Source organism: Xanthobacter cornucopiae, from assembly GCF_043195065.2.
In the GTDB taxonomy this organism is placed as follows: Bacteria; Pseudomonadota; Alphaproteobacteria; order Rhizobiales; family Xanthobacteraceae; genus Xanthobacter.
On the sequence record NZ_CM195531.1, the window covers coordinates 1968798 to 1992774 of the forward strand.

Consider the following 23977-nt stretch of genomic DNA (forward strand, 5'->3'; position numbering starts at 1 on the left):
CCGCTCATGGCGTCAGAAGTATACATTGACAAGGATCGCCGGCCAACCTAGAGTTTTTACGGTAGCCTAGTAACCGCCCATTCCGCGAAGCTGTTATCGAATGACAATCAGGTTGGAGCATGCGCCGTAGGACCCAACTCCGCCATGGATGACAGCAACGTTTTAGATGAAGTGCCGCTGCAGCGCGCCAGCGAGCCGTCTCAATATTGGGTGTGGCAACTCAACAAGAACTGCGAATTCAGTTTTTCGTCCTCGGCGAGCACGAGCATCCTGGGCATGACGCCTGAGGAAATCATCGGGCGGCCCTATTTCTCGCTGCTCCCGGATGCCGGCTCCCCCGATTTCGAGCGCGCCTTCCGGGCCGCTGTCGCCGACGGCCGGTCCATCGAGAACCTCGTCTACAAGACGCTGCATGCCAACGGAACGGTCCGGGTGCTTGAAGTCAGCGGGGCCCCGGTGCGCCGCGACGACGGCGCACCGGACGGTTTTTTCGGCGTCAGCACCGACATCACCGGGGAAACCGGCACCGACAAGAATCTGCTGGACGCGCAGACCATCTACAAGGAAGCGCCCGTCGCGCTGTGCGTGGTCAACCGCGATGGCCGCTACACCCGCGTCAACGGCCAGTTCGCGCGCGCGGCCGGACTGCCGCCGGAGCGGATCATCGGCTTGCCCGTGTCCGAGCTCTCGCTGGAAGCCGCGCAGAACTTCGAGAGCAACATCAACGTGTTCGACCTCGGCGGCGAGGTGCCGGAGCACGAGCTGAGGTGGCGCGGACGCTCATTTCGCGTCGCCATGGAGCCGGTGCGCGGCCCGGGCGGAGACATCGTCGGCGGCAGCATGGCCCTGATGGACATCACCGACTACGACAAGGCGATCCGCGGCCTGACCTCGGCCAACCGGCGCTTCCAGATCCTGGCGGAGCGCGACTACCTGACCGGCCTGTTCAACCGCCGGCAGTTCGAGAAGATCTTCCGGACCGAGCTGGCGGCGGCGCGGCGCGAGCACGTGCCGCTGTCGCTGCTCATCGTCGATGTGGACCAGTTCAAGTGCTTCAATGACCATTATGGCCACACCTCGGGCGACAACAGCCTGCGCGAAGTGGCGCGGGCGCTTGGCAGCGCCTGTTCCCGTCCCCGGGACGCGGTGTGCCGCTATGGTGGCGAGGAATTCGTCGTCGTCCTTCCGGGCACCGACCCTTCCGGCGCTTGGGTGGTGGCGGAGCGGGCCCGGCGAGCGGTGCTGAGCCTCTGTCTGCCCCATGAGAAAAGCGACCTGGGCCGGCTGAGCGTCAGCATCGGCGGCGCCACCCTGACGCAGATTCCCAAGATCAGCGATCTCACCAATTACCGTCAGGCGCTGCTCAAGACCGCTGATACCGCCCTTTACGAAGCCAAGCAGGCCGGCCGCAACGCCGTGCGCATCGCCCGCCCGCCCATCGGCACATGAAGCCGGCCCTGACCGGGCCGGCGCGCCGGCGGCGAACCGCCGACGCGGATACTCACCGCGAGAACTTCTTGTACTGGATCCGCTTGGGAATGAGCGAGTCCGTGCCCAGGCGGCGCTTCTTGTCGTCCTCGTAATCGGCGAAATTGCCCTCGAACCACTCCACGTGGCTGTCGCCCTCGAAGGCCAGCATGTGGGTGGCGACGCGGTCCAGGAAGAAGCGATCATGGGAGATGATGACGGCGCAGCCGGCATAATCTTCCAGCGCCTCTTCCAGGGCGCGCAGGGTTTCCACGTCGAGGTCGTTGGTGGGCTCGTCGAGCAGCAGCACGTTGCCGCCGCGCTGCAGCACCTTGGCGAGGTGAACGCGGTTGCGTTCACCGCCGGAGAGCATGCCGACCTTCTTCTGCTGGTCGCCGCCCTTGAAGTTGAAGGCCGCGCAATAGGCGCGCGAGGGAATCTCCTTCTTGCCCACGTAGATGATCTCGTTGCCGTCGGAGATTTCCTCCCACACGGTCTTCTTGTCATCCAGCGCGTCGCGGCTCTGGTCCACGTAGCCGAGCTTCACCGATTCGCCGATGGAGATGGTGCCGCCATCGGGCTTGTCCTGCCCGGTGATCATGCGGAACAGCGTGGTCTTGCCGGCGCCGTTCGGGCCGATGACACCGACGATGCCGCCCGGCGGCAGCTTGAACGACAGGTCGTCGATCAGCAGCTTGTCGCCGAACGCCTTGTTGAGGTGATCGAAGGCGATGACGTTCTGCCCCAGCCGCTCGGCGACGGGGATGACGATCTGGGTCGCCGAGGGCTGGCGCTCGGACGCCCGCTGCACCAGGTCTTCGTAGCGCTGGATACGCGCCTTGTTCTTGGCCTGGCGGGCCTTGGGCGAGGCGCCGATCCACTCCTGCTCGCGCGCCAGGGCCCGCTGGCGGGCCTCGTCCTCGCGGCCCTCCTGCTGCAGGCGCTTCTGCTTCTGACCGAGCCAGGAGGAATAATTGCCCTCGTAGGGAATGCCCCGGCCGCGATCCAGCTCCAGGATCCAGCCGGTCACATTGTCGAGGAAGTAGCGGTCGTGGGTGACGATGAGGATGGCGCCGGGATACGTGCGCAGGTGCCCTTCAAGCCAGTTCACCGTCTCGGCGTCGAGGTGGTTGGTGGGCTCGTCGAGCAGGAGAAGCTCCGGCTGCTCCAGCAGCAGGCGGCACAGGGCCACGCGGCGGCGCTCACCGCCGGAAAGCCGGGTGACCTCCCAGTCGTCGGGCGGGCAGCCGAGCGCGTTCATCGCCTGCTCCACCTTCGAATCGAGATCCCACAGGCCCTGGGCCTCGATCTCGTCCTGAAGGCGGGTCATCTCGTCCGCCGTCTCCTCCGAATAATTCATGGCGAGCTCATTATAGCGCTCCATGATGGCCTTCTGCTTGGCCACGCCATCCTCGACGTTCTGGCGCACGGTCTTGTTGGGATCGAGCGGCGGCTCCTGGGGCAGGTAGCCCACGCGCACGCCGTCGGCCGGGCGGGCCTCACCGGAATAGTCCTTGTCGATGCCGGCCATGATGCGCAGCAGCGTCGACTTGCCGGCGCCGTTGGCGCCGAGCACGCCGATCTTGGCGTCCGGATAGAAGGAGAGCTGCACATTATCCAGGACCTTCTTGCCGCCCGGATAGGTCTTGGTGAGACCGTGCATGTGATAGGCATACTGGTAGGGGGCCATAAGCCGCCAGCTCCGTGTGGGGGGTCGCGAAAGTTGGCGTTGTTCTAGCCGCGCGACCGGGATGCGGCAAGCCGCGCTGTAGGCTCCATCAAGGCCCCTCCTCCGTGCGCCGCCGCGCCCGCCTCGATACGCGCCGGGAGACGCCCCCCTCGAGCAGCTGCGGAGCATCACCGCCGCCAGTCCCCCCGGATCCCCGCCGACCCCCATCCCGCCCTCCATCCGCTAGAGCGTGGCCCCATAAATTTGCGATTGGGCAGAAGGCGTGATTCAAGCTCCCGATTGGGGGAGGACAGAATGCGACGCCACGCGCTGACCGACGAGGAGTGGGCGATCGTTGCGCCGTTACTGCCGAACAAGGTGCGGGGGCGTCGCGCGGGGGGATGATCGTCGGGTGATCAACGGCATCCTGTGGCGGTTTCGCACTGGGGCACCTTGGGGGGATGTGCCGGAGCGCTATGGTCCACGTACAACCCTATACAACCGTTTCGTGCGCTGGCGTGCCGCCGGGGTTTGGGACCGGCTGCTGGAAGCGGTCTCGACGGCCTATGACGGCGACATCGTCATGATTGATAGCTCCTGCGTGCGGGTGCACCAGCAGGGTGCCGCGATAAAAAGGGGGACCTAAGCGGCGACGATGATCGTTGCATGGGACGCTCCCGGGGCGGACTGACCACCAAGATCCATGCCCTGGTCGACGCCGAAGGTCGGCCGATCCACCTCACGCTGACCGCCGGACAGGCCGGCGATGCTCCCGTGGGGCGCGAGCTTTTGGCCCACGTCCCACCGGGAGGCATCCTTCTCGCCGACAAGGCCTATGACGCCGACGCTATCCGCGCCGAGACGGCACAGCGCGGCGCCTTTGCCAATGTGCCGCCGCGCACGATCGCAAGCGCACCTTCGCCTTCAACCCGTGGCTCTACCGCCAGAGGAACCAAGTCGAGCGCTTCTTCAACCGTATCAAGCAGATGCGCGGTCTCGCCACACGCTAAGACCGACGCCCGGACAACTTCCTGGCAGCCCTCAAACTCGCAGCCGCACGCATCTGGATCAAAGCCTTATGAGTCCGCTCCCTAGGACAGCAATGCTTTCCGCAGACGCGTGGCCGACATAGGCGCAGCGGCGGTGATCCCATCCATGAGCCGCAAGGGCAATTGCTGGGGCAATGCACCCATGGAGAGCGTCTTCCAGACCCTGAAAACCGCGCGGGTCCATCATCGTCTCTATGCCACCAGGGCCGAGGCGAGACGAGACGAGACGAGACGAGACGAGACGAGACGAGACGAGACGAGACATGTTCGGGTACATTGAGGGCTTCTACAATCTCCGCTGCCTGCATTCGGCCCTCGGCGACATCAGCCCTTCCAAAATGGAACGAAGAGCGGCTTAACCCCGTCCACTTTTCGGGGAAAGATCAGCACAAACGGGAAGCAAGACTCACACCAAGCGCCCTCCGGCAAACCTCGGGTGGTTCAAAATGCCCATCCGTGAGTTTCCAAACGGGCTTTCAGACGGCATCACTTCGCGCCCGCGTGGCGCCATCGACCCAAGAAATCAGATTTCTCCTATATATTTCAGAATGATAAAGTGGAACGGCAGAGCAACAATCCACAGGCTGGAAAGCCTCGCGCCTCACAAGCGTTGCATTCTTCTGCAGCTGCTGGCATATAAACGCACCGCCAGCGACGGAACGACCTCGCGGCGAGATGGATGCGGGTGTAGCTCAGGGGTAGAGCACAACCTTGCCAAGGTTGGGGTCGTGGGTTCGAATCCCATCGCCCGCTCCAAATTTTCCCAATAAAATCAGATAGTTAGCAAGCGCCCTTCGGGGCGTTTTCTGCTTCCAAAGCTCCACGCTGCGGGCGTTGGAAGCGGAACGGAAGCACCTGCATGAAAGTCGCCGGATAGCATGGCGCGCTGACGGCGCCCTTCCTGCGCCTCTGCCAGACGCAATGCCAAGTCGAAAACGCCGGCAAATGGCCTCTGCGTCACCTGCCCTGTAGTCCCAGAACGCCCGGTGCTCTCAGGCATAGATTCGTCTGGATCTGTGGCCCATCCGAGATCAGGCGGTCAGCGAGGCGGATCTGCCAACCAATGACATCATCTGCCGGTCGTTCGGGAAGCGACGGCGGGGAAGGCTCCGCTCGACGTGACGCATCTCTAGGCACCTCACCGTGCCGATAAGAGTGAGAGGCCGGATGGGATTTCCGTGACGGGTTGAGGGCCGAGAGAGAGTCTTCCGGCGCCCGTCATGGAGGTTGTTCCCCATGAACATGCAGGTTCTGGATGCCGGTCGCGACGTCAGTGGCGGCTACAAGGTGGATGTCACGCGCGGCGAACGGGTCGGCCGCGTGTCGTCGGAGTGGTTCGCGAGGCCGGACGACGAACGGTTCCTGTCGCTGGGCGAGTTGGCCGCGATGGTGCGGGGCCGGGCCGATCACAGCCGGTCGCGCCTGGTGGAGACGTCCCGCATCCATGTGGAGGCGAGCCGCTCCAATGCCGAGCGGCTGGCGCTGATCCTGCCAGGCGCGGACGCGCCCGTCGAGCCGAACCATTGGTCCTTCGGCCAGCTCGCGGCCCAGACCGGGGCGCCGGCCGCCTATCTGCGCCAGCTTCCCGCCGCGCTGGCCGGTATCAATCTGCAATATGGCCTGACCGCGCACCGCGCCGAGCAGATCAAGACGTTTGAGACCGCCAATGGCCGCGTCGAGTTGCGCGCTGTCACCGGCCCGGACTATGGCCGCATCTATGATCACGAACTGGTCGAGGCGGTGCAGCGCATTGCGGGGAACGGCACCGGCGACACGCGCTGGAAGGTGCCGGGCGTGCTCGACTGGTCGACGGGCATCTACAATCCGCGTGTCGACATCACCAAGGATACGACGACGCTCTATGCCTCCGACCGCGACGTCTTCCTGTTCCTGGTCGACGATCTGAACCCGATCGAGGCCGGGCGTTTGCCCGACGGCTCGCCAGACCTCTATTTCCGGGGCTTCTATTGCTGGAACTCGGAGGTGGGCGCCAAGACGCTCGGCATCGCGAGCTTCTATCTGCGTGCCGTGTGCCAGAACCGCAATCTCTGGGGCGTGGAGGATTTCCAGGAGATCACCATCCGCCACTCCAAATACGCCGCCTCGCGCTTTGCGCACGAGGCAGCGCCGGCACTCACCCGCTTCGCCAATTCCTCGCCCATGCCCTTCGTCAACGGCATCAAGGCCGCACGGGAGAAGATCGTCGCGCGCACCGACGAGGACCGCAGCGACTTCCTGCGCAACCGGGGCTTCTCCAAGGCCGAGACCGCCAAGATCATCGACACGGTGCTGGCCGAGGAAGGGCGCAAGCCCGAGAGCATCTTCGACTTCGTGCAGGGCATCACCGCGGTCGCACGCGACAAGCCGCACCAGGATGCGCGGCTCGACCTCGAGGGCCGGGCCAAGAAGCTGCTCGATCGAGCGGCCTGACTGCCGGAAAGCCGGAGATGCGGACACCCGTGTCTCCGGCTTTGCGGCTTTGCGCTTGTGCGGATCTGCGGTTCTGCGGCGTCGCCCTGTAGAGTAGGGATGAAGCGCCTTGCCCCGTTACTGGGGCAGGTTTCTTCATCCCCCTCTCCGAACCGGACGTGCAAGTTTCCCGGCATCCGGCTCTCCATGCGTGGCGATTGCCACGGGTGGCCCTCACAATAGGGCGAGGGTGTTGGTCGCCTCCCAGAACTTGTTGGCTCCGTTCAGGAACCACTCATCCGGGGTGGCGTTCCATCCGTTCGGTATACGTATGCCCCGGTCCGGGAAGCGTTTCTGGTGAGCCTCGGTAAACAGAGCGACTTGCCGTTTGCCGTGTTGCCAGCGTTTTCGCTTCCCGCTCCTCGATTGCGCATATTGGCGGAACAGCTCCGCCCACGTTGTTTTATCGTGTTTCCTGCGCAACCAAAGAGTAATGCGCTGATCCAGCCACCAATCGAGTTTGCCAAACTCCTTCCACGCCCGTGAGGCATATCGGTAGTAGTTTCGCCACCCGATGATCATTGGATTGATGGTGCCTATGAGATCGGCGAGAGTCCGGCCGGTTGGCGTTTTCCTCACCTTGCCCTTGATCTTGTCGCGCAACAATTGCAGCTTGCTCTTCGGGATGAAGAGATTGCCGACGTGCCGGCCCGTTGCGGGCGACCGTTGCTGTACGACTCGATAGCCGAGAAAGTCGAAGCCTTCTCGGACATCGGTGATGCGGGTCTTTTCCATCGACAACTCCATACGCAATTCCTCTTTGAGGAACTGCGCCAGCGCGTGACGCTCCTCTTCGGCCTCCTGCCGGGTTCCTTGCACGAGGACGACAAAATCGTCCGCGTAGCGCACCATGTAGAAGGTTGGACGGCCAAGCTTGCGATCCCAGCTGTGGCGACCGCTTACTTTGCTTACTCCCTCCCTTGGGTCAGGAATCCAGCGTTTATATCGCTCGTCGATAGCCGACAGATAGATATTGGCCAACAACGGCGAGATGACGCCCCCTTGCGGGGTTCCCGTCACCGGATGTCGAAGATTGCCCTCGATCATGATGTCCGCCTTCAGGAATGCGAGTACGAGCCGCAGGACCTTGGGGTCCCGAATGCGACGACGTACCCGCTCCATGAGCACGTGATGATCGATGGCGTCGAAGCAGCCCTTGATGTCCCCCTCGATCACATAGCGGGTCCAGGATGGACCAGTGGATGAAGGATGCAGGCGTTGTTGAATTCGCGCCAATGCATCATGAGTGCTTCGACCGGGCCGGAAGCCATACGAGATGGGATAGAAATCCGCCTCGAATATGGGCTCCAGCACCATTTTGAGCGCCATTTGAACCAGTCGATCCTTCAGCGTGGGGATGCCCAATGGCCTGAACTTTCCCGGCTTTCCCGGCTTCGGAATAAGCCTCTGCCGGACAGGTTGTGGCCGGTAAGTTTCTTGCCGTAGGTCTTGCCGGATTTCCTCCAGAAAACCCGTGGCGCCGTTGGCACGCTTTTGGATCGTGTCCCGCGTCACGCCGTCCGTGCCGGGTGTCCTGCTGCCCGCGTTGCGGGCGAGCCTTTCCCAGGCGTGAGACAGCGTCCTGCGGTCGCATACGAAGTTGAACAGATCCGCGAACCTCTTCTCGGGGTCCGTGGAACTCCACCGATACAGCTTGCGCTGCATGTCGAGAATGAACTCGGTATTCACCGTGTCCGACAAGTGTCGATCTCCTGCCTGCAAATTGTATCCACTGCCTGCCTTCGCCATGTGGACGGCTTTCCCGTCCTCGAACTACTACACAGGCTCCGTCCCTGCTCCGCGTGTTCGCCGGTCGATTCGACCATCCGTTCCCCGAGTGGTTCGGAAACACGGGCAGGTTCCCAAGTTCCACCGCCGTCCTTTGTCCGCTTTAGGAGCCGACTGTTCCCCGTGTGGATTCAGACCTCCGAGCCTTGCAGGCTTTCCCGGCGGCTGGCGTTTGAGTGATCAAACGCCCCTGGCGCGCACCTCTAAACAACGCGCCGGCGCTCCACAGGTCTTGCGACCGCTCCACCCACTTCCGAGTTGGTGGAGACCCTCTTGACGGGGAGTCAGCCATCGGTTCGGTTTCCCTCTCCATGGCGGTCTCGCTTGCCGGGCCGCGTCGGGATCGGAAGTCCCCTCGCGCCCGGCTTCAACGGGTTCTACTGATTTATGGCTTGTCGGAATCACCCGGCTCACCTCACCCGCTTGCTTCTCGCCCCACGCTGCACCGTGTGGCGGTCGGGGTCTTACACCCCGAAGGACTAATCGGTAGTTTTGACCGATCTGGTTTCTCCTTTTATTCCAGTTGGTTACAGACTTGGCGTACCCAGAGTGAGAGGGCGGCGCTGCGCTTCGTGACGGGTTGGAGGCCGAGAGAGAGGCTCTTGGCCGCCCGTCGCGGAGGTGCCTTCCATGGCGACCAATGTTCAGAAGATCACGCTCTCGCCCTCGCGTGACATCCCCTTCAACAAGCTCCTGCTCAGCCAGTCGAACGTCCGGCGCATCAAGGCCGGGGTCTCAATCGAGGAATTGGCCGAGGACATCGCCCGCCGGGGCCTGCTGCAGGGCCTCAGCGTTCGCCCTGTCGTTGACGACACCGGCGTCGAGACCGGCATGTTCGAGATCCCGGCTGGTGGACGGCGCTATCGGGCGCTGGAATTGCTGGTGAAGCAGAAGCGCCTCGCCAAGACCGCGCCAGTGCCCTGCGTCATCCGGGAGGGCGGTATCGCCGAGGAGGATTCCCTCGCCGAGAACGTCCAGCGCGCGCCGCTGCACCCGCTCGACCAGTTCCGCGCCTTCCTCGCCCTTCGCGAGAAGGGCCAGTCGGAAGAAGAAATCGCCGCCACCTTCTTCGTCTCCGTCGGCGTGGTGAAGCAGCGCCTCAAGCTCGCCTCGGTCTCGCCGGTACTGCTGGAGGTCTATGCCGAGGATGGCATGACGCTCGACCAGCTCATGGCTTTCACCGTGTCCGGCGACCATGCGCGCCAGGAGCAGGTCTTCGAGCGTCTGAAGACCTCCTATGACAAGCAGCCCTATGCCATCCGCCGCATGCTGACCGAGGGGGCGGTCCGCGCGTGTGACAAGCGCGCCCAGTTCATCGGCCTTGAGGCCTATGTTGAGGCCGGCGGCACCATCCTGCGCGACCTGTTTCAGGGTGACGATGGCGGCTGGCTGCAGGATGTCGCGCTGGTCGACCGGCTGGTGGCCGAGAAGCTGAAGGCAGAGGCCGACGCTGTCGCTACCGAGGGATGGAAGTGGGTCGAGATGGCCCCGGACTTCGCCTATGGCCACACCTATGGCCTGCGCCAGCTGCGCGGTGAGACCATCCTGCTCACCGCCGAAGAAGAAGCCGGCCGCGACGCCCTGCAGGCAGAACATGATCGCCTGTCTGCGGAGTACGCCGAAGCGGATGAACTGCCGGACGAGGTTGATGCGCGGCTCGGCGAGATCGAGGCGGCGATTGAAGCCTTCGAGGCGCGTCCGATCACCTTCGATCCGCAGGACGTGGCGCGCGCCGGCGCCTTCGTCAGTATCGCCCATGACGGCACGGTGCGCATCGAGCGCGGTTATGTCCGGCCCGAGGACGAACTACTGGTCGAGCCCGAAGCGGTGGTGGAAGACGCCGGGCCTCATCATGTCGCGGCTGCGGCCATGCATACCGGCGAGGCCTTCATGGCAGATGCGCCGATGCCCGAACCCGAGGAGGACGAAGGGCTGTCTGCGCTCTCGGACCGGCTGATGACCGAGCTGACCTCGCATCGCACGCTCGGCCTGCGCCAGGCGCTGGGCGAGCGGCCCGATGTCGCCTTCCTCGCCGCCCTGCATGCCCTGACGCTGAAGAGCTTCTATCGCTACGGCTCGGATAGCTGCCTCGAACTCGACCTGAAGAGCATCGCCTTCAGCGCGCAGGCGCCGGGGCTGAATGACAGTGCCTCGGCCGCGGCGATCCACGCCCGACATGAAGGCTGGGCCAAGGTCTTGCCGAAGGACTCGGCCGATCTGTGGCGGGCGCTGCAGGACTGGGACAGCGACAGCCGCTCCGGCCTGTTCGCCCATGTGGTGAGCCTGTCGGTGAACGCCGTCCATGAAGCCTGGAACCGGCGCCCGCGCGCGCTCAACCATGCCGATCAGCTCGCCCGGGCCGTTGACCTCGATATGGCGGCAGCCGGGTGGAAGCCGACCATGGACAACTTCCTCGGCCGGGTCACTAAGGCCCGCATTCTGCAGGCGGTGAGCGAGGCGAAGGGACCGCGTGCGGCGGAGCGCATCGCGCACCTGAAGAAGGGCGACATGGCCCGCGAGGCCGAAACGCTGCTGGCTGATACCGGCTGGCTCCCGGAACCGCTGCGCGGAGCCGAACCCGCCGTTGGCGAAGACACGGCGGCGCAGGACGGCACAACGGCCATGGGCGAAGACGAGAGTCTTGAGGATACTGAAGACACCACGGACATCCCCCCTGCCGTGGCGGCGGAGTAAGCCTCAACACGATCCTGAACCTCGGCCCGCCGGCTCTGTCGGCGGGCCTTTGCTTTTGAAAAGCTCGCCATGTCTGGGATTGCTCACGATCTGTCGCGCCGGCTCGCCGATCGGGCCGAAACCGTCTGCCGTCACTATCTCTCCAACGGACGCCGCGAGGGCCGCTACTGGCTCGTCGGCGATATCAGAAACACGCCCGGTCGCTCGCTCTTCGTCCGGCTCCAGGCATCTGCGAAGGGCCCGGCGGGCAAATGGACCGATGCCGCCACCGGCGAACATGGCGATCTTCTCGACGTCATCCGGGGATCGCTGGGGCTCCTCGACTTCGCTGACGTTGCCGAGGAAGCGTGCGCCTTTCTCAACCTGCCGCATCACGAACCGGAGCCCGCAGCACCACGTCGCCGCGTCGTTCCCGCTCCATCAGGGTCCGTCGAAGCGGCACGCCGACTGTTCGCCATGTCACAGCCCCTCGCCGGGACCCTTGCAGAGACGTATTTGCGCCGACGCGGCATTACGTATCTGCACGGAACCGGAAACCTGCGTTTTCACCCGTGCTGCTACTACAAGCCTGACGACGGCCCGACGGAGGCGTGGCCCGCGATGATCGCGGCAGTCACCGATCTCACCGGCAGGATCACCGGCGTACACCGCACCTGGCTCGCGCCCGACGGCTCGGACAAGGCTCCGATCGACACGCCGCGTAAGGCGATGGGTGATCTGCTTGGGTCGGCCGTCCGCATCGGCCGGCCCGACAGCGTGATGGCGGCGGGCGAAGGCATCGAGACGATGCTGTCGATCCGGCAGGTTCTGCCGAGCATGGCGATGGCGCCCGCGCTCTCGGCCGCGCATCTGGCCGCCATCCTGTTCCCACTGCGGCTGCGACGACTCTACATCGTTCGCGACAACGATCCTGCCGGTGACGCCGCGCGGGACACGTTGATCGAACGGGCGAACGCCGAGGGCATCGAGGCCATTCCATTGTCGCCAGCACTTGGGGACTTCAACGAGGATCTCCAGCTGCTGGGTATGGATGCGCTCCGGGCGTGCGTTCGGTTGCAACTCGCCCCGGAAGACGTCTTGCGCTTCACGAGCCTGCCCCAATAGCCGGAACGGGCTGAACCGCGAGACGTGGCTGCCATACCCGCAAGGATGCGTCAGCCCACTGAAAAGGACCGCGCCTTGCGCCTTCGAGAGGGCGATCGGCCGCCAGCCGGGCCGGATCGGCAATGGCTGCCGCCGACGATTTTCCGGCGCGGCCTTCGGGCCGCTTTCCATCGCGAGGCAAAATCGCCGGCTTGTCGCCATCCTCCGCTGCGCTGCGGCCCTCTCGCTTCGCTCCGGGTGCAGGTCCGTCCCGCCCGACGGCTTCGTCGCCATGAAGGCCGCCACGGCAAGCGGTCCACACCGACGGAGCATCCCATGAGCGCGCATGACGACCACGAGCCCCACCACGTCTCATCCCCAACCGACCACCTGATCCAGGAATTGCAGCTCCACGGCCACCGTCCTCCCGAGGATGAGCGCGACCAGCGCCCGCCACCGAAAGACCGCCTCATCGAAGGCGCCATCGCCGACATCTTCGATGCCCTGGTCGCCACGATCACCGACACCAGCCTCGATGCCGACCTCCCTGATCTCCTCTGGTCGACCGTCAACATGTTCCACCGCGCCGTGGACCGGATCGAACAGAAGCTCGACGACAATGAGCAGGCCCAGAAGCAGCTTCAGCGCGAACAGGACGGCTCGGAGGTGAAGTCACTGGAGCTCGAGCGCCTGATCGACATCGGCATGAACCTGATCGGCCGGCGCGACGGCATGGAAACCTTCCGCGAGGCCGCCGCCGACCGCTACCGTATCGCCACCGGCTCTCCCTGGACGCCACGGGCCGGATCACGGGTCAACCATCGCCACCTCACCGCATCGCTGATCGATAGCCGGGATTTCCTGTCGGCCAGGAGGCGCGCCGATACCGAAGTGCTCGTGCCCGCCGGCACGAAGATCGCCTTCTCTGGCGGCGACACCGCCGAACACAGGCAGATCTGGACCAAGCTAGATCAGATCCACGCCAAGTACCCGGACATGGTGCTGCTGCATGGCGGCTCGCCCAAGGGCGCCGAAAAGATCGCGTCCCTCTGGGCCGACAGCCGCAAGGTGCCGCAGGTGGCCTTCAAGCCCGACTGGACAAAGCACGCCAAGGCGGCGCCGTTCAAGCGCAACGACCAGATGCTGAACGTGGTGCCGATCGGGGTCGTGATCTTCCCCGGCACTGGCATTCAGGACAATCTGGCCGACAAGGCCCGCAAGATGGGCATTCCGGTCTATCGCTTCGGCTCCGGCGGCGCATAAGCGCCGCCACAACCCTGCATCTTGAATGTGATGGCAATTCCTCTATTTTGCTATCAACGCTATCAGCCTTACTGGAGGCGCCATCATGCCCGCAGTGACGATCCGGAATCTCTCGGAGGCGACGCACCGCGCCCTCAAGGTGCGCGCGGCCCAGCATGGCCGCAGCACCGAAGCCGAGATGCGCGACATCCTTGAGACCGCCGTTCGCCCTGACACGCGCCTCCGGCTCGGGACGGCCCTCGCGGAGCGCAGCCGCCGCCTCGGCTTGACCAATGAGGACATCGACGCCCTCAGCCCGGCGCGCAACAGGACGCCTGCTGAGCCCATGAGCTTCGAATGATCCTTCTCGACACCAACGTCATATCGGAGGCGATGAAGCCCGCGCCCGACGACACCGTCCGGGCGTGGCTCGACGAGCAGGCGGCCGAGACGCTCTATCTCTCCAGCGTCACCATCGCCGAACGACTGTATGGCATCGGTGCGCTGCCCACTGGCAAGCGCAAAGACCGGCTCACGGAGGCCCTGGACGCGGTGATGGAGCTGTTCGCCGACCGTGTCCTGCCGTTCGATATCGCTGCCGCACGACACTATGCCGACCTCGCCGTGAAGGCGCGTGCGGCCGGCAAGGGCTTTCCGACGCCCGACGGCTATATCGCCGCAATCGCAGCCTCCCGGGGCTTCACTGTGGCCACGCGCGATACCAGCGCGTTCGACGCCGCCGGTGTGGCGGTCATCAATCCGTGGAACGTGGAACGCTGACGACCTGCCACAGTCAGCACGTGTTGAACCTGACAACGCTGCGGAAGCGACCTGCGCGGCAACCCGCCATCACGGTCTCCTGACCGGACGACCATCCCCGCTTCACGACGCTGATCCTTGGGTCCAGCCGATGGCCTGGCGCCATCAACCCATGAAGGGTCGGACTACGCTGCGCGTGCCGCCGCTCCGGCTGCGCCTCACGCGGTGATTGCGGCCACCGGCCGGCCCTTTCGGGCGCCTGTCAGCGGGGGATGGACCTCCGCTCGCGCAGGAGCCAGGTCGATGTCCGCCCAGATCGCTCACGCCTTCGCCTTCAGCCTCGCCACCACCCTGATGGCCACCGTCGTCATCTTCCGCGCCGGCGACGGCACGCTCTCCGTCGCCCCGGCTGCCGAATATGACGGCGACGAAGCCGCCATCGTCCGCGAAATCGACCCCTTCCCATCATGAGCAGGCGAACAGGCGGCTGTGAATGGTGGCCGGTCGCCTCCACACCGAGACTGCTGCCAACTCTGCCCATCGTGCCGGTGTGACTGAGGTGGTGAGGCGCATCGATCTGATTTTATGGAGCCGCCCCCATGATCTTCATCGGCATTCTCCTCAGCATGGCGACGATCGCATTCCTCTGTTGGCTGCTCTTCACGCTGGCTGTATTGGCGTTGCCGCTGTTTGCGGGCATCACGGCGGGCACATGGGCCTATGACACCGGCGGCAGATGGCTCGGCGCTATGCTTGTCGGCTTTGCTGCCGCAGCCCTGACCTTCGGGCTGGGCCGGTTCCTGCTCACCACCGTCCGCCCGATCTGGTCCCGTCTGCTCATCGCCGCCGCATTCGTCGTCCCGGCCGCGGTGGCGGGCTTCCACGCCACCCATGGCATCGTGAAGCACACCATGCCCTTGCAGACGTGGCAGATGGTGTTTTCGATCCTCGGAGCCGGCGTGGTTGGCATTGTCGCCTTCGTGCGCATCACCGGAAGGAAGGCGTTCGGCCTTTCTGACGGGCACAGCTCCCCTCCCTGACGCCGCGATAGCCGTTCGGCGCACCAGACAGCGAATGACATAGCGTCCGCGTCAACCGGCTAGGCCGGGAGGGAGCGGAAGTCCAGAGCGTCCGTTTCGCCATGCTGTACGGCAAGGCTGGTGCGCGTGGAGGACGGCGGCCGCGTCGCAGCCGAAAGACCCCTCGGGGCGGAGCATTCGCGACGTTGGCGGGACGAGGAATGCGCAGCTTGGCCAAGCTCGGGGTATCGTCCGCCGATGCTGGCTGATCGGGTCTCGATATCCGGCGCGAGGCCACACCTCTCCGTCATCCATCCGCCCGTGCCCGCTCCAGACGGCCTCTTCAATGGCCTGATCTGGCCGAAGGACGGCTGCGCCTCGAGCGCCTATGCCACAACGGCTGGGCCCGACTTTCCTCCCCTGCCAACGCCCACCCCGCGCGCTGCGCGGGACCCCGGATCGCCGTCATTCCTCGCGAAGCAACAAAGTCGCGCCCGCGCCGTCCTCCGCTGCGCTGCGGTCGCAATCCTCACCCCATCGCGCCAGCGCGACGGGGACCCTGAGGCGATGTGGCGTCGCTCGCCTTCGGCCTCCCGATCGCCATCGAGGCCGCAATGGTGCGGGCTCAGAAGACAGGACGGAGACGGAACATGGCCACCATCGGCACCTTCAAGAAGACCGGCACCAACGAGTTCACCGGCGACATCGTGACCCTCGGCGTGCAGGCCCGGGGCGTGCGCATCATCCCCGACACCCGCGCCACCGGCGAGAACGCCCCCAGCCATCGGGTGCTGGTCGGCCGCGCCGAGATCGGGGCCGCCTGGTCCAAGCGCTCCACCGAGGGCCGCGACTATCTGGGCCTCAAGCTCGACGATCCGAGCTTCAACGCAGCCATCTACGCCAACCTCTTCGATGACGAGGACGGCGAGAATTTCTCCCTCATCTGGTCCCGCCCCAATGGGCGCCGCGGCGACTGACGCACGGGCTGCGCCCCGGCCGACAAGGCCGGGGACGCACTCCATCGGCAGGCGCCGAATAGCGCCAGCTAACCCTATTTCTCCTCCGAGAGATCGGTCTCGGTCGGGCCTGTCGGCCGACGCAGGAGCAGGTCGGAGGCCTCAACGCCGAGAACCGAGGCGAGCCGGTCCACCACATCGATGCTGGCGTTGTAAACGCACCGCTCGAGCGAACTGATATAGGTGCGATCAATGTCCGCGAGGTGCGCAAGCTCCTCCTGCGACAGCCCCTTGGCCAGCCGCAAGGCCTTCAGATTGCGCGCGAACACCTCTCGGATCTCCATGGCCGAGAGAGCAGTCGCTTGATGAGTATTTCACCACGGAGTATTCTCTACATCTTGATAGCAGTTTCTGTGGTGATCGATGGAGCTGCGGATCCGGGAAAGCGTTCGGCTTTCTGATCACGTGTGATAGATTAATCGCAAGCTGTGTATCGTCCGCCCTCGGGTAAGCGAAACAAGAAACAGCAACCTTCGGGGGATGGACGTGGCAAAGGCGTTGGAGGATAAGGCGCCGTCCGGTCAGGAACTGACAGCCTATGACCGCATGCACATCAAGCTCTATATGCGCCTCCTCGACGCGACCGCTGACGGTGCGGACTGGCGAGAGATCGTGACCATCCTGTTCGGCATTGATCCGACACAGGAGCCTGATCGCGCTCGTGCCGTCCATGATAGCCACCTGGCGCGAGCCCGCTGGCTGGCCGAGTCCGGCTATCGCGATCTGCTGTCGCAACGCCTGAACTGAAGACGCTCCTCTCCACGTGTTGCGCGTGCCGCATCACCTGTTGCGCGAGAGGTGAGTTCTGCCCGGAAGTGCAATCTTCAATTGATGATCCCAACGGCATGCACCGTTTGGGAGTCGCTCATGAAGCCCGACACGTCACGCTGGCGAGACAGTCGAACCTACGACTATTTCGATGATCTCTCCGTGGAGGGATTGGCCTGGGAGTGCCTGAGGCGGGATGCGTCCTACCAGCAGGCCTATCGGGACCTTGTGGACGCCGAGAGAGCGGCTGCACCTCTCCCAGCCGAGTCCGAACATCTCTGGGGGTTGCGATGTCGCAGCGAAACCCTCGCTCCCGGCGACACTGCAGCCGGTCCACTGGTCCCCACGGATCAACCCGGCCGTCACCGTCCTCACCGAGCTTCCCGACCATCTGCTGAGCACGGGCACGGCATATCACGCTGCACCTGCCGACATACCTGATCATGTGGCGCCGCCGCACCTTCTGCTTCCCGGCGTTGAACCCGGCGCATCGATCGCAGCCCTGATCCCTTTTGACGACGATCTGCCCAGCCGCATCGAGGCGCTGAACCGCCTCTGGCAGGCGCAGCGTGGGAAACCCTTACCACCCGACACCCGTATGACCCGCCAGCAGCGCGGACGCCTGCGGCTGATGCTTCAAGCCTTCGACGGACGAAACCGGGGTGCCAGCTACCGTGCCATCGCGGAGGCCATCTTCGGCACAGAGCGTGTCGCGGCCGATCCCTGGAAGACGTCTCCCCTGCGCGACCGCGTCATCGGCCTTGTGGAAGGCGGCACCGGCCTGATCGCCGGCGGCTATCTGCGGCTGTTCCGTCATCGCCGCCGGGCGTGAGGGGTGGGGATTTTAGCACCCTAATCTTCCCCATCCCTCCCGACATTCCTCCTCCGCCACCGTGGTCACCGTCCGCCGCCGCACTCCGGCGGTTCTCGCCACGCCCACGGAGGCCCGCTCCATGCGACCCGATCTCGCCACCCTCCCGCCGCGCTACCTGCGCACCAAGGAAGCCGCCGAGTTTCTCAGCCTGTCGGCCCGCACGCTGGAAAAACACCGCACCTATGGCACCGGCCCCGCCTATCGCAAGCTCGGCGGGCGCGTCGTCTATTCCATCGACGACCTCCAGGCCTGGACTGAGCGCGGTGCGGTCACCTCGACCTCCGATCCGCGCGGCTCCGTCCTGCCGGCCAAGCGCCACGCGCTTGCCGCCGGTTCGTTCGCTGGCCGCGCCGCGCGCTGAACGCTTCCATGGCGGCGCGGCATCACAGCCTCTCGGAGCGCGGACAGCTGGATCTGTTCCGCGCCCTGCCGGGGGACTTCGCGCCACGAGATGCGCAGGATCTCATGGCCTATCCCTTCTTCTCCCTCTCCAAGACGCCGCGCGTCGCGCCGATCGATTTTCGGACCGGCAGCATCACCATCCGGGTCGAGGCCGTGCCTGACCACGGCATGGCGACGATCTGGGACGCCGACATTCTCATCTGGGCGGCAAGCCAGATCGTCGAGGCGCGCGACGCGGGGCTTCGCACCTCGCGCCTGATGGCGGCGACGCCCTATGAGATCCTCACCTTTGTCGGGCGCGGCACCTCCCTGCGGGATTATCAGCGCCTCAAGGCCGCGCTCGACCGTCTCCAGTCGACGACAGTGTCGACCACCATCCGCCAGCCGGCGGAGGGGCGCCGGCACCGCTTCTCCTGGATCAATGAATGGCAGGAGCGCACCGACCGCAACGGCCGGCCCGATGGTGTCGATCTCATCCTGCCGGACTGGTTCTACCGCGCCGTGCTCGATGACGCGCTCGTGCTCACCATCGACCGGGCCTATTTCGGGCTGACGGGCGGGCTCGAGCGCTGGCTCTACCGCCTTGTGCGAAAGCATGGCGGGCACCAGGACCACGGCTGGAGCTTCGACGTCGCTCACCTCCACGCCAAATCCGGCAGCCTCTCGCCCCTCAAGCACTTCGCCTATGACCTGCGCGCGATCGTCGGCCGCCAGGCGCTGCCCGGCTACCGGCTCGGCATGCGCCGCCAGACGGACGGTGCCGACCTCCTGTCCTTCGCCGAGATCGACGCTGCACGCCTTGCCCTGCCAACCCGCCGCCGTCTCGCGGCCATCCGATCTGGGGACAAGCTGTGAATCATCTCGTGCTATCGGGGACCAGCACCCTCGTGCCATCAGGGACCGGTTCCTCGTGCTATCGGGGACCAAAATCGACGATTCACCGTTCTGAATCAGAGACTTCTGCCGCCCCTAACTTCTCTAACCTGGATTCCTTCGGAATCCTTCTAACGGAACTACGCCATTCTACTGCGACGAGCGCGTCCCCGCTGAAGGTGCGGAGCGCGCCATGATCGCCGCGCTCCTCAACCAGAAAGGCGGGGTCGGCAAGACGACGCTGGCGCTGCATCTTGCCGGGCAATGGGCTCGGCAGGGACAGCGGATCACGCTGATCGACGCCGATCCGCAGGGCTCCAGCCTCGACTGGTCGCAGCAGCGCAGCCGCGAGGGCCTGCCACGGCTGTTCGGTGTCGTCGGGCTTGCACGCGATACGCTGCACCGGGAGGCGCCGGAGCTCGCGCGCGACGCCGATCACATCGTCATCGATGGACCGCCCCGCGTCGCCGGTCTGATGCGCTCGGCGTTGCTCGCCGCCGATCTGGTGCTGATCCCGGTGCAGCCCTCGCCCTTTGACGGCTGGGCGTCGGCCGAGATGCTGGCGCTGATCCGCGAGGCGCGGATCTACCGCCCGGAGATGGTGGTCCGGTTCGTCCTGAACCGCTGCGGCGCGCGCACCGTTCTCGCCCGCGAGACCGCGCGGACGCTGGCCGACCACGATCCTCCGGTGCTCGCCAGCACCATCGGTCAGCGCATCGCCTTTGCGGCGGCGGCGCAATCCGGGCGTCTCGTCTTTGAGCGCGACGATGCCGGGCCGGCCACGCGCGAGATCGCTGCGCTTTCCGCCGAGATCAATGGTCTCGACCTCGGGAGGCCCGCGCGATGAGCGAACGCCCGATCCGCCGCGACTTCGCCTCTCGGCCTGCTGATCCCGAGCACTGGATCAAGGCAGCAGATGTCGCGCCAGAGCACCGCCCCGGCGCCGCGTTCACCGCGCGCCTCACCATCGATGTGACGCCCGACCTGCGCGGGCGGATCAAGGTCGCCGCCTTCCGGCGTGGCGTCACCGTCGCCGAGATGCTGCGCGACCTCCTCGCGCGCGAATTCCCTCTTCAATCTGGAGATCTGCCATGAGCGCGGCGTTTGCGCCCCGTGCGGCAAGCACGGCATTCGCACCTGTTCCCCCGTCCGATGCCATGACCCATGTCGAGCTGACCCATATCGAGAAGCGCATCGAGAACTGGATCCGCTTCGGCCATCACGCGCATGAGCACCTATTGGATCGCCGCCGGCGCATCCTGTCTTTCCCTCCCGGCAGCATCTTCGCCTTTGTCCGGTGGGCGTCGAACGACTTCGGCACCGTGGCCTCCCGCCTCGACATCGTGCGCTGCGTGGCGCCAGGCGAGAGCTACCAGACGCTGCCCTTCGTGCGGCCCGGTGGCGAGATCCTGCTGCGGGTCGATGGCTGGCCGAAGGTCGAGAAAATTCTGCAGCACATCGACGCCATTGAGGCGATCGGCATCGATGGGGCAACCGTCGCCCCTGATCACTGGGGGCATGTCGCGCACCGCATCAGTGTAGGATTCGAGCCGCGCGCTTATAGCGTGGAGCGCCATCAGGCGTGGCTGAAGCGGCGAGAGTGCGGACAATGAACCGCGCCGCCTATGTGCTGATGACGATCGTCGCCAGCGTCGGTGCGGCCTTCGCCGCCACGGTGCCGACGTCGCTCAAGCTGGTCTGGAATGTCTCGGCGAGCGTCCCTGTCGGGCTCTACTCTGTCGAGCCGGCCAATCATCTCGAGATCACCGATCTGGTGGCGGTGATGCCACCGCCGCCGCTCGCTGCGTTCCTCATCGCACGTGGCTATATCGGCGAAGGCACGCCGCTGTTGAAGCGCGTGATGGGTCTGCCTGGGCAGGATGTCTGCCGCCTCCGTGACGCCATCACAGTTGATGGCGTGCCACTCGGCGAAGCGCTGCCGCGCGACCGCGTGGGCCGCGATCTGCCGGTCTGGCAGGGCTGCCGGCGTATTCCGCCTGGCGAACTGTTCCTGATGAACCCGGACGTTGGTGACAGTCTCGACGGACGGTATTTCGGGCCGATTTCAGACGGCACCGTCATCGGCCGTGCGATGCCACTCCTCACGGATGAAGCCGGCAACAGTGACTTCGTCTGGCGCGCGGCGGTGCGCTGACATGCGCCGCTCGGTGTTCTTCCTCGCATCCGGACTGCTGATCGGCGGCACATCGCTTGGCTCTGTCAACGCGCAGACCATGTCGCCGGCTGTGGCGTACGCCGTCACGTCCTACGCCGCCTTTATCGACGAAGCCGCGCAGCGCTTCGAGCTTCCAGCCGGCTGGATCCGTGCCGTGCTGCGGGCCGAGAGCGGCGGCGATCCGCGCGCCGTCTCACCCGCCGGGGCCATGGGTCTGATGCAGATCATGCCCGCGACCTGGGACGAGCTCCGCGTCCATCACGGTCTCGGCGCCGATGCGTTCGACCCGCGCGACAACATCCTCGCTGGCGCGGCCTATCTGCGCCAGCTCCATGACCGCTATGGCAGCATCCGCGCCATGCTCGCGGCCTACAATGCCGGGCCTGCGCGCTATGAGGCCTCGCTTGCCGGCAAGCCGCTGCCGCCGGAGACGCGCACTTACATCGCGGCCTTGGCGCCAATCATCGACAAAGAGTCTGCAGCCGGCGCCACCGAATTGGTGCAGCCAATGGCGCAAAGCTGGCACGAGGCTCCGCTATTCGCCGCGCCGCCCGCGCGCAGCAATCCAGCCGATGCCGCGCTCCTCGCGCCGCGATCGGGCGCGCTGTTCGTTGCACCTTTGCCATCGCGGAGGGCACCATGAGCAGGCGGGCCCGCTTTCGCGTGCTGTCGGGCTCTGGCGTTCCGTGCCGAGAAAGACGGCGCAGGACAGGAACCACGACCGCACGAGGGCAGGATAAAAGGGCGCACATTGCGCAGCGGTCGGGGTGTTGTTTCACCACGTGTTTTCCGCGCCCTCGGCACCTTGTGGAGCCGAACCTCAAGGTTTGCGCGTGCCGCAAATGGCGCCGCATCAACGATTTTCCGCACATTGCGAGGTTTCGCCATGAGCGATGAACGCGAGTTCCGCGTCCGTCCCGGCCGCATCCGCTCGACCCGCGCTCAGCAGGCGCGCCCCTTCGTCGCCCAGGCGCTTGCCGCGGCCCGGAAGGCCGGCGGCGGGGTCTCTCGCTCCGGCAAGATCGCTGTCGGCAACCGCTCACGCTTCGGCAGCGGGCAGGTCGCCAGCCTTCAGGCCAGCCGCCGGATCACGCCGCGCTCACGCGGCGCCGTGGTGAAGGCCCGCGTCGTCCGACACACCGCCCGTGCGGGCTCCCTCAGTCAGCACCTCACCTATCTTCGCCGCGAGGGGGTGACCCGCGACGGTGACAAGGCGAGGCTGTTCGGTCCCGAGAGCGAGAGCGTGGATGTCGACGCCTTCACCGAGCGCTGCCGCGAGGACCGTCACCATTTCCGCTTCATCATCTCGCCTGACGACGCGTTGGAGATGGAGGACCTGCGGGCCTTCACCCGTGACCTCACCCGGCAGATGGAAAAGGACCTCGGCACCGGGCTCGACTGGGTCTCCGTCGATCACTGGAACACCGAGCATCCCCATGTCCATCTGATCGTGCGCGGCCGCCGCGACGATGGCCAGGACCTCGTGATCTCCCGCGACTATATCAAGGAGGGCATGCGCGATCGCGCCCGTGACCTGATCACCCAGGAACTCGGCCCGCGCACCGACCTCGATATCCGCCGGAGTTTGGAACGTCAGATCGAGGCAGAGCGCTGGACCGAGCTCGATCGGCAACTCGTGCGCGAGACCCGCGAGAGCGGCATCATCGACATGGCGCCGGCTCCAGGCCGGCAGCCGGACGAACACCATGCGCTGAAGATTGGGCGCCTCCGAAAGCTCGAGGAGCTCGGCCTCGCCAAGGAGATCGGCAATGCCCAATGGGTGATGGAGCCGGAGGCAGAGGCCACCCTGCGGCAGCTTGGTGAGCGCGGCGATATCATCAAGCGCATGCACCGCGCCCTCACCGAACGCGGTATCGAGCGTGGCACGGCAAGCTATGTCCTCGCCGCCGAGAGCCTCGACGTGCCGGTCATCGGCCGACTGGTCGCGCGCGGTCTCGATGATGAACTCCACGGCTCCGCCTATGCCATCGTCGATGGCGTGGACGGGCGCTCCCATCACATCCGGCTGCCCGATCTCGATGCCGCTGGTGACGGCGCACCGGGCTCCATCGTCGAGCTGCGGACCTTCGATGATGCGCACGGCAAACGGCGCGTGGCGCTCGCCGTGCGCTCCGATCTCGATCTCGCCCATCAGGTCACGGCCACCGGTGCCACCTGGCTCGACCGGCAGGCCATTGCACGTGACCCCGTCGCTCTGTCGGACGGCGGCTTCGGCGCGGAGGTGAGCCAGGCACTTGACCGACGCGCCGAGCATCTCCTCCGCGAGGGGCTGGCCGAGCGGCAGGGACGGCGCGTCGTCTTCGCCCGCAACCTCATCGACACGCTCCGCCGCCGGGAACTGGAGGCCGTCGGCGAGAAGCTCGCCGCCGAGACCGGCCTGCCGTTCAACAAGGCCGGCACCGACGAGTATGTCGCCGGCACGTATCGCCAGCGCCTTGTGCTCGCGTCCGGTCGCTTCGCCATGCTCGATGACGGGCTCGGCTTCCAGCTCGTGCCCTGGTCGCCTTCGCTGGAGCGTCAGCTCGGCAAGCATGTCTCCGGCGTCGCCCGTGATGATGGTGGCGTCGACTGGAGTTTCGGTCGCAAGCGCGGCCTTGGCCTGTGACCC

The 23977-nt window shown here is 65.5% G+C and carries 24 protein-coding genes, 1 tRNA gene and 2 pseudogenes; 24 read left to right on the top strand and 3 right to left on the bottom strand.

Annotated features, from left to right (window positions below):
* Window positions 1-144: 144 nt before the first annotated feature.
* Window positions 145-1449, top strand: a complete 1305-nt coding sequence (locus V5F53_RS08760; RefSeq protein WP_393998635.1) for a sensor domain-containing diguanylate cyclase — start codon at window positions 145-147, stop codon at window positions 1447-1449.
* 52 nt (window positions 1450-1501) lie between these two features.
* Here V5F53_RS08760 and ettA read toward each other — a convergent pair whose 3' ends face one another.
* Entirely contained in the window at window positions 1502-3157 is a 1656-nt protein-coding gene (gene ettA, locus V5F53_RS08765) for an energy-dependent translational throttle protein EttA (RefSeq protein ID WP_393998636.1), read from the bottom strand.
* Between the two features lie 294 nt (window positions 3158-3451).
* Here ettA and V5F53_RS08770 point away from each other — a divergent pair.
* The 4 genes and pseudogenes from V5F53_RS08770 (at window position 3452) to V5F53_RS08785 (ending at window position 6615) form a co-directional block, all read left to right on the top strand.
* Window positions 3452-4218: pseudogene (locus V5F53_RS08770) on the top strand (IS5 family transposase).
* 64 nt (window positions 4219-4282) lie between these two features.
* Window positions 4283-4544: pseudogene (locus V5F53_RS08775) on the top strand (hypothetical protein); the annotation flags it as partial.
* A gap of 322 nt (window positions 4545-4866) precedes the next feature.
* Window positions 4867-4941 (top strand) — tRNA-Gly (locus V5F53_RS08780).
* Window positions 4942-5421: 480 nt separating this feature from the next.
* Window positions 5422-6615, top strand: a complete 1194-nt coding sequence (locus V5F53_RS08785; RefSeq protein WP_332116748.1) for a DUF932 domain-containing protein — start codon at window positions 5422-5424, stop codon at window positions 6613-6615.
* A 213-nt stretch (window positions 6616-6828) separates the two neighbouring features.
* Here the strand turns inward: V5F53_RS08785 and ltrA are convergent, their stop codons facing one another.
* Window positions 6829-8355, bottom strand: coding sequence for a group II intron reverse transcriptase/maturase (ltrA, locus tag V5F53_RS08790; RefSeq protein ID WP_393998844.1), 1527 nt, complete (start codon window positions 8353-8355; stop codon window positions 6829-6831).
* Window positions 8356-9072: 717 nt separating this feature from the next.
* Between ltrA and V5F53_RS08795 the strand changes: the two genes are divergently transcribed.
* The 8 genes from V5F53_RS08795 (at window position 9073) to V5F53_RS08830 (ending at window position 16216) form a co-directional block, all read left to right on the top strand.
* Window positions 9073-11136 (top strand): ParB/RepB/Spo0J family partition protein, encoded by a 2064-nt coding sequence (locus V5F53_RS08795; RefSeq protein WP_332116749.1) that lies wholly within the window; start codon window positions 9073-9075, stop codon window positions 11134-11136.
* Window positions 11137-11205: 69 nt separating this feature from the next.
* On the top strand, window positions 11206-12240 hold the full coding sequence (locus V5F53_RS08800) for a DUF7146 domain-containing protein (protein ID WP_332116751.1): 1035 nt from the start codon (window positions 11206-11208) through the stop codon (window positions 12238-12240).
* A 315-nt stretch (window positions 12241-12555) separates the two neighbouring features.
* On the top strand, window positions 12556-13482 hold the full coding sequence (locus V5F53_RS08805; RefSeq protein ID WP_393998279.1) for a DUF2493 domain-containing protein: 927 nt from the start codon (window positions 12556-12558) through the stop codon (window positions 13480-13482).
* An 85-nt stretch (window positions 13483-13567) separates the two neighbouring features.
* Window positions 13568-13822, top strand: a complete 255-nt coding sequence (locus V5F53_RS08810; RefSeq protein WP_393998263.1) for a FitA-like ribbon-helix-helix domain-containing protein — start codon at window positions 13568-13570, stop codon at window positions 13820-13822.
* Window positions 13819-14241 carry a type II toxin-antitoxin system VapC family toxin gene (locus V5F53_RS08815; RefSeq protein ID WP_393998264.1) on the top strand — a complete coding sequence of 141 codons (423 nt, stop codon included), beginning with the start codon at window positions 13819-13821 and terminating at the stop codon, window positions 14239-14241. Before V5F53_RS08810 ends, V5F53_RS08815 begins: the two co-directional genes overlap by 4 nt.
* A 282-nt stretch (window positions 14242-14523) precedes the next feature.
* The gene (locus V5F53_RS08820; protein WP_183187646.1) at window positions 14524-14691 is read left to right on the top strand and encodes a hypothetical protein; all 168 of its coding nucleotides are present in this window, start codon (window positions 14524-14526) and stop codon (window positions 14689-14691) included.
* A 128-nt stretch (window positions 14692-14819) separates the two neighbouring features.
* A complete protein-coding gene (locus V5F53_RS08825) occupies window positions 14820-15260 on the top strand; it encodes a hypothetical protein (protein WP_332119895.1) in 441 nt (146 codons plus the stop codon).
* A 629-nt stretch (window positions 15261-15889) separates the two neighbouring features.
* Window positions 15890-16216: a DUF736 domain-containing protein gene (locus tag V5F53_RS08830; RefSeq protein ID WP_332119894.1), complete on the top strand. Its 327-nt coding sequence runs from the start codon at window positions 15890-15892 to the stop codon at window positions 16214-16216.
* A gap of 74 nt (window positions 16217-16290) precedes the next feature.
* On the opposite strand, the gene V5F53_RS08835 is transcribed toward V5F53_RS08830, so the two are convergent.
* Entirely contained in the window at window positions 16291-16539 is a 249-nt protein-coding gene (locus V5F53_RS08835) for a helix-turn-helix domain-containing protein (RefSeq protein ID WP_393998265.1), read from the bottom strand.
* Between the two features lie 196 nt (window positions 16540-16735).
* Between V5F53_RS08835 and V5F53_RS08840 the strand changes: the two genes are divergently transcribed.
* The 11 genes from V5F53_RS08840 (at window position 16736) to V5F53_RS08890 (ending at window position 23974) form a co-directional block, all read left to right on the top strand.
* Window positions 16736-17002: a DNA -binding domain-containing protein gene (locus tag V5F53_RS08840; RefSeq protein WP_332122726.1), complete on the top strand. Its 267-nt coding sequence runs from the start codon at window positions 16736-16738 to the stop codon at window positions 17000-17002.
* A gap of 120 nt (window positions 17003-17122) precedes the next feature.
* Window positions 17123-17464, top strand: a complete 342-nt coding sequence (locus V5F53_RS08845) for a transcriptional regulator domain-containing protein (protein WP_332122727.1) — start codon at window positions 17123-17125, stop codon at window positions 17462-17464.
* A complete protein-coding gene (locus tag V5F53_RS08850; RefSeq protein WP_393998280.1) occupies window positions 17415-17855 on the top strand; it encodes a DUF2285 domain-containing protein in 441 nt (146 codons plus the stop codon). Before V5F53_RS08845 ends, V5F53_RS08850 begins: the two co-directional genes overlap by 50 nt.
* Window positions 17856-17976: 121 nt before the next feature.
* The gene (locus tag V5F53_RS08855) at window positions 17977-18258 is read left to right on the top strand and encodes a helix-turn-helix transcriptional regulator (RefSeq protein ID WP_214008348.1); all 282 of its coding nucleotides are present in this window, start codon (window positions 17977-17979) and stop codon (window positions 18256-18258) included.
* A gap of 8 nt (window positions 18259-18266) precedes the next feature.
* Window positions 18267-19154, top strand: coding sequence for a replication initiator protein A (locus V5F53_RS08860; protein ID WP_393998266.1), 888 nt, complete (start codon window positions 18267-18269; stop codon window positions 19152-19154).
* A 211-nt stretch (window positions 19155-19365) separates the two neighbouring features.
* Window positions 19366-20019: a ParA family partition ATPase gene (gene parA, locus V5F53_RS08865; RefSeq protein WP_332119858.1), complete on the top strand. Its 654-nt coding sequence runs from the start codon at window positions 19366-19368 to the stop codon at window positions 20017-20019.
* Complete coding sequence (locus V5F53_RS08870) at window positions 20016-20267, top strand: ribbon-helix-helix protein (RefSeq protein ID WP_332119857.1); 252 nt, start codon at window positions 20016-20018, stop codon at window positions 20265-20267. The genes parA and V5F53_RS08870 overlap by 4 nt, the downstream gene beginning before the upstream one ends.
* Window positions 20264-20785: a DUF2840 domain-containing protein gene (locus V5F53_RS08875; RefSeq protein WP_332119856.1), complete on the top strand. Its 522-nt coding sequence runs from the start codon at window positions 20264-20266 to the stop codon at window positions 20783-20785. Before V5F53_RS08870 ends, V5F53_RS08875 begins: the two co-directional genes overlap by 4 nt.
* Window positions 20782-21327 carry a conjugative transfer signal peptidase TraF gene (traF, locus tag V5F53_RS08880; protein WP_332119855.1) on the top strand — a complete coding sequence of 182 codons (546 nt, stop codon included), beginning with the start codon at window positions 20782-20784 and terminating at the stop codon, window positions 21325-21327. The genes V5F53_RS08875 and traF overlap by 4 nt, the downstream gene beginning before the upstream one ends.
* Before the next feature lies 1 nt (window position 21328).
* Window positions 21329-21991, top strand: a complete 663-nt coding sequence (locus tag V5F53_RS08885; protein ID WP_332119854.1) for a lytic transglycosylase domain-containing protein — start codon at window positions 21329-21331, stop codon at window positions 21989-21991.
* A 243-nt stretch (window positions 21992-22234) separates the two neighbouring features.
* Window positions 22235-23974 carry a relaxase/mobilization nuclease domain-containing protein gene (locus V5F53_RS08890; protein ID WP_393998281.1) on the top strand — a complete coding sequence of 580 codons (1740 nt, stop codon included), beginning with the start codon at window positions 22235-22237 and terminating at the stop codon, window positions 23972-23974.
* Window positions 23975-23977: the final 3 nt, after the last annotated feature.

Excerpts from the sequence above, each read along its gene's own strand:
- V5F53_RS08760 (WP_393998635.1), top strand. The coding sequence starts at position 145 with ATGGATGACAGCAACGTTTTAGATGAAGTGCCGCTGCAGCGCGCCAGC.
- ettA (WP_393998636.1), bottom strand. The coding sequence starts at position 3,157 with ATGGCCCCCTACCAGTATGCCTATCACATGCACGGTCTCACCAAGACC.
- V5F53_RS08785 (WP_332116748.1), top strand. The coding sequence starts at position 5,422 with ATGAACATGCAGGTTCTGGATGCCGGTCGCGACGTCAGTGGCGGCTAC.
- V5F53_RS08795 (WP_332116749.1), top strand. The coding sequence starts at position 9,073 with ATGGCGACCAATGTTCAGAAGATCACGCTCTCGCCCTCGCGTGACATC.
- V5F53_RS08800 (WP_332116751.1), top strand. The coding sequence starts at position 11,206 with ATGTCTGGGATTGCTCACGATCTGTCGCGCCGGCTCGCCGATCGGGCC.
- V5F53_RS08805 (WP_393998279.1), top strand. The coding sequence starts at position 12,556 with ATGAGCGCGCATGACGACCACGAGCCCCACCACGTCTCATCCCCAACC.
- V5F53_RS08810 (WP_393998263.1), top strand. The coding sequence starts at position 13,568 with ATGCCCGCAGTGACGATCCGGAATCTCTCGGAGGCGACGCACCGCGCC.
- V5F53_RS08815 (WP_393998264.1), top strand. The coding sequence starts at position 13,819 with ATGATCCTTCTCGACACCAACGTCATATCGGAGGCGATGAAGCCCGCG.
- V5F53_RS08820 (WP_183187646.1), top strand. The coding sequence starts at position 14,524 with ATGTCCGCCCAGATCGCTCACGCCTTCGCCTTCAGCCTCGCCACCACC.
- V5F53_RS08825 (WP_332119895.1), top strand. The coding sequence starts at position 14,820 with ATGATCTTCATCGGCATTCTCCTCAGCATGGCGACGATCGCATTCCTC.
- V5F53_RS08830 (WP_332119894.1), top strand. The coding sequence starts at position 15,890 with ATGGCCACCATCGGCACCTTCAAGAAGACCGGCACCAACGAGTTCACC.
- V5F53_RS08835 (WP_393998265.1), bottom strand. The coding sequence starts at position 16,539 with ATGGAGATCCGAGAGGTGTTCGCGCGCAATCTGAAGGCCTTGCGGCTG.
- V5F53_RS08840 (WP_332122726.1), top strand. The coding sequence starts at position 16,736 with ATGGACGTGGCAAAGGCGTTGGAGGATAAGGCGCCGTCCGGTCAGGAA.
- V5F53_RS08845 (WP_332122727.1), top strand. The coding sequence starts at position 17,123 with ATGAAGCCCGACACGTCACGCTGGCGAGACAGTCGAACCTACGACTAT.
- V5F53_RS08855 (WP_214008348.1), top strand. The coding sequence starts at position 17,977 with ATGCGACCCGATCTCGCCACCCTCCCGCCGCGCTACCTGCGCACCAAG.
- V5F53_RS08860 (WP_393998266.1), top strand. The coding sequence starts at position 18,267 with ATGGCGGCGCGGCATCACAGCCTCTCGGAGCGCGGACAGCTGGATCTG.
- parA (WP_332119858.1), top strand. The coding sequence starts at position 19,366 with ATGATCGCCGCGCTCCTCAACCAGAAAGGCGGGGTCGGCAAGACGACG.
- V5F53_RS08870 (WP_332119857.1), top strand. The coding sequence starts at position 20,016 with ATGAGCGAACGCCCGATCCGCCGCGACTTCGCCTCTCGGCCTGCTGAT.
- V5F53_RS08875 (WP_332119856.1), top strand. The coding sequence starts at position 20,264 with ATGAGCGCGGCGTTTGCGCCCCGTGCGGCAAGCACGGCATTCGCACCT.
- traF (WP_332119855.1), top strand. The coding sequence starts at position 20,782 with ATGAACCGCGCCGCCTATGTGCTGATGACGATCGTCGCCAGCGTCGGT.
- V5F53_RS08885 (WP_332119854.1), top strand. The coding sequence starts at position 21,329 with ATGCGCCGCTCGGTGTTCTTCCTCGCATCCGGACTGCTGATCGGCGGC.
- V5F53_RS08890 (WP_393998281.1), top strand. The coding sequence starts at position 22,235 with ATGAGCGATGAACGCGAGTTCCGCGTCCGTCCCGGCCGCATCCGCTCG.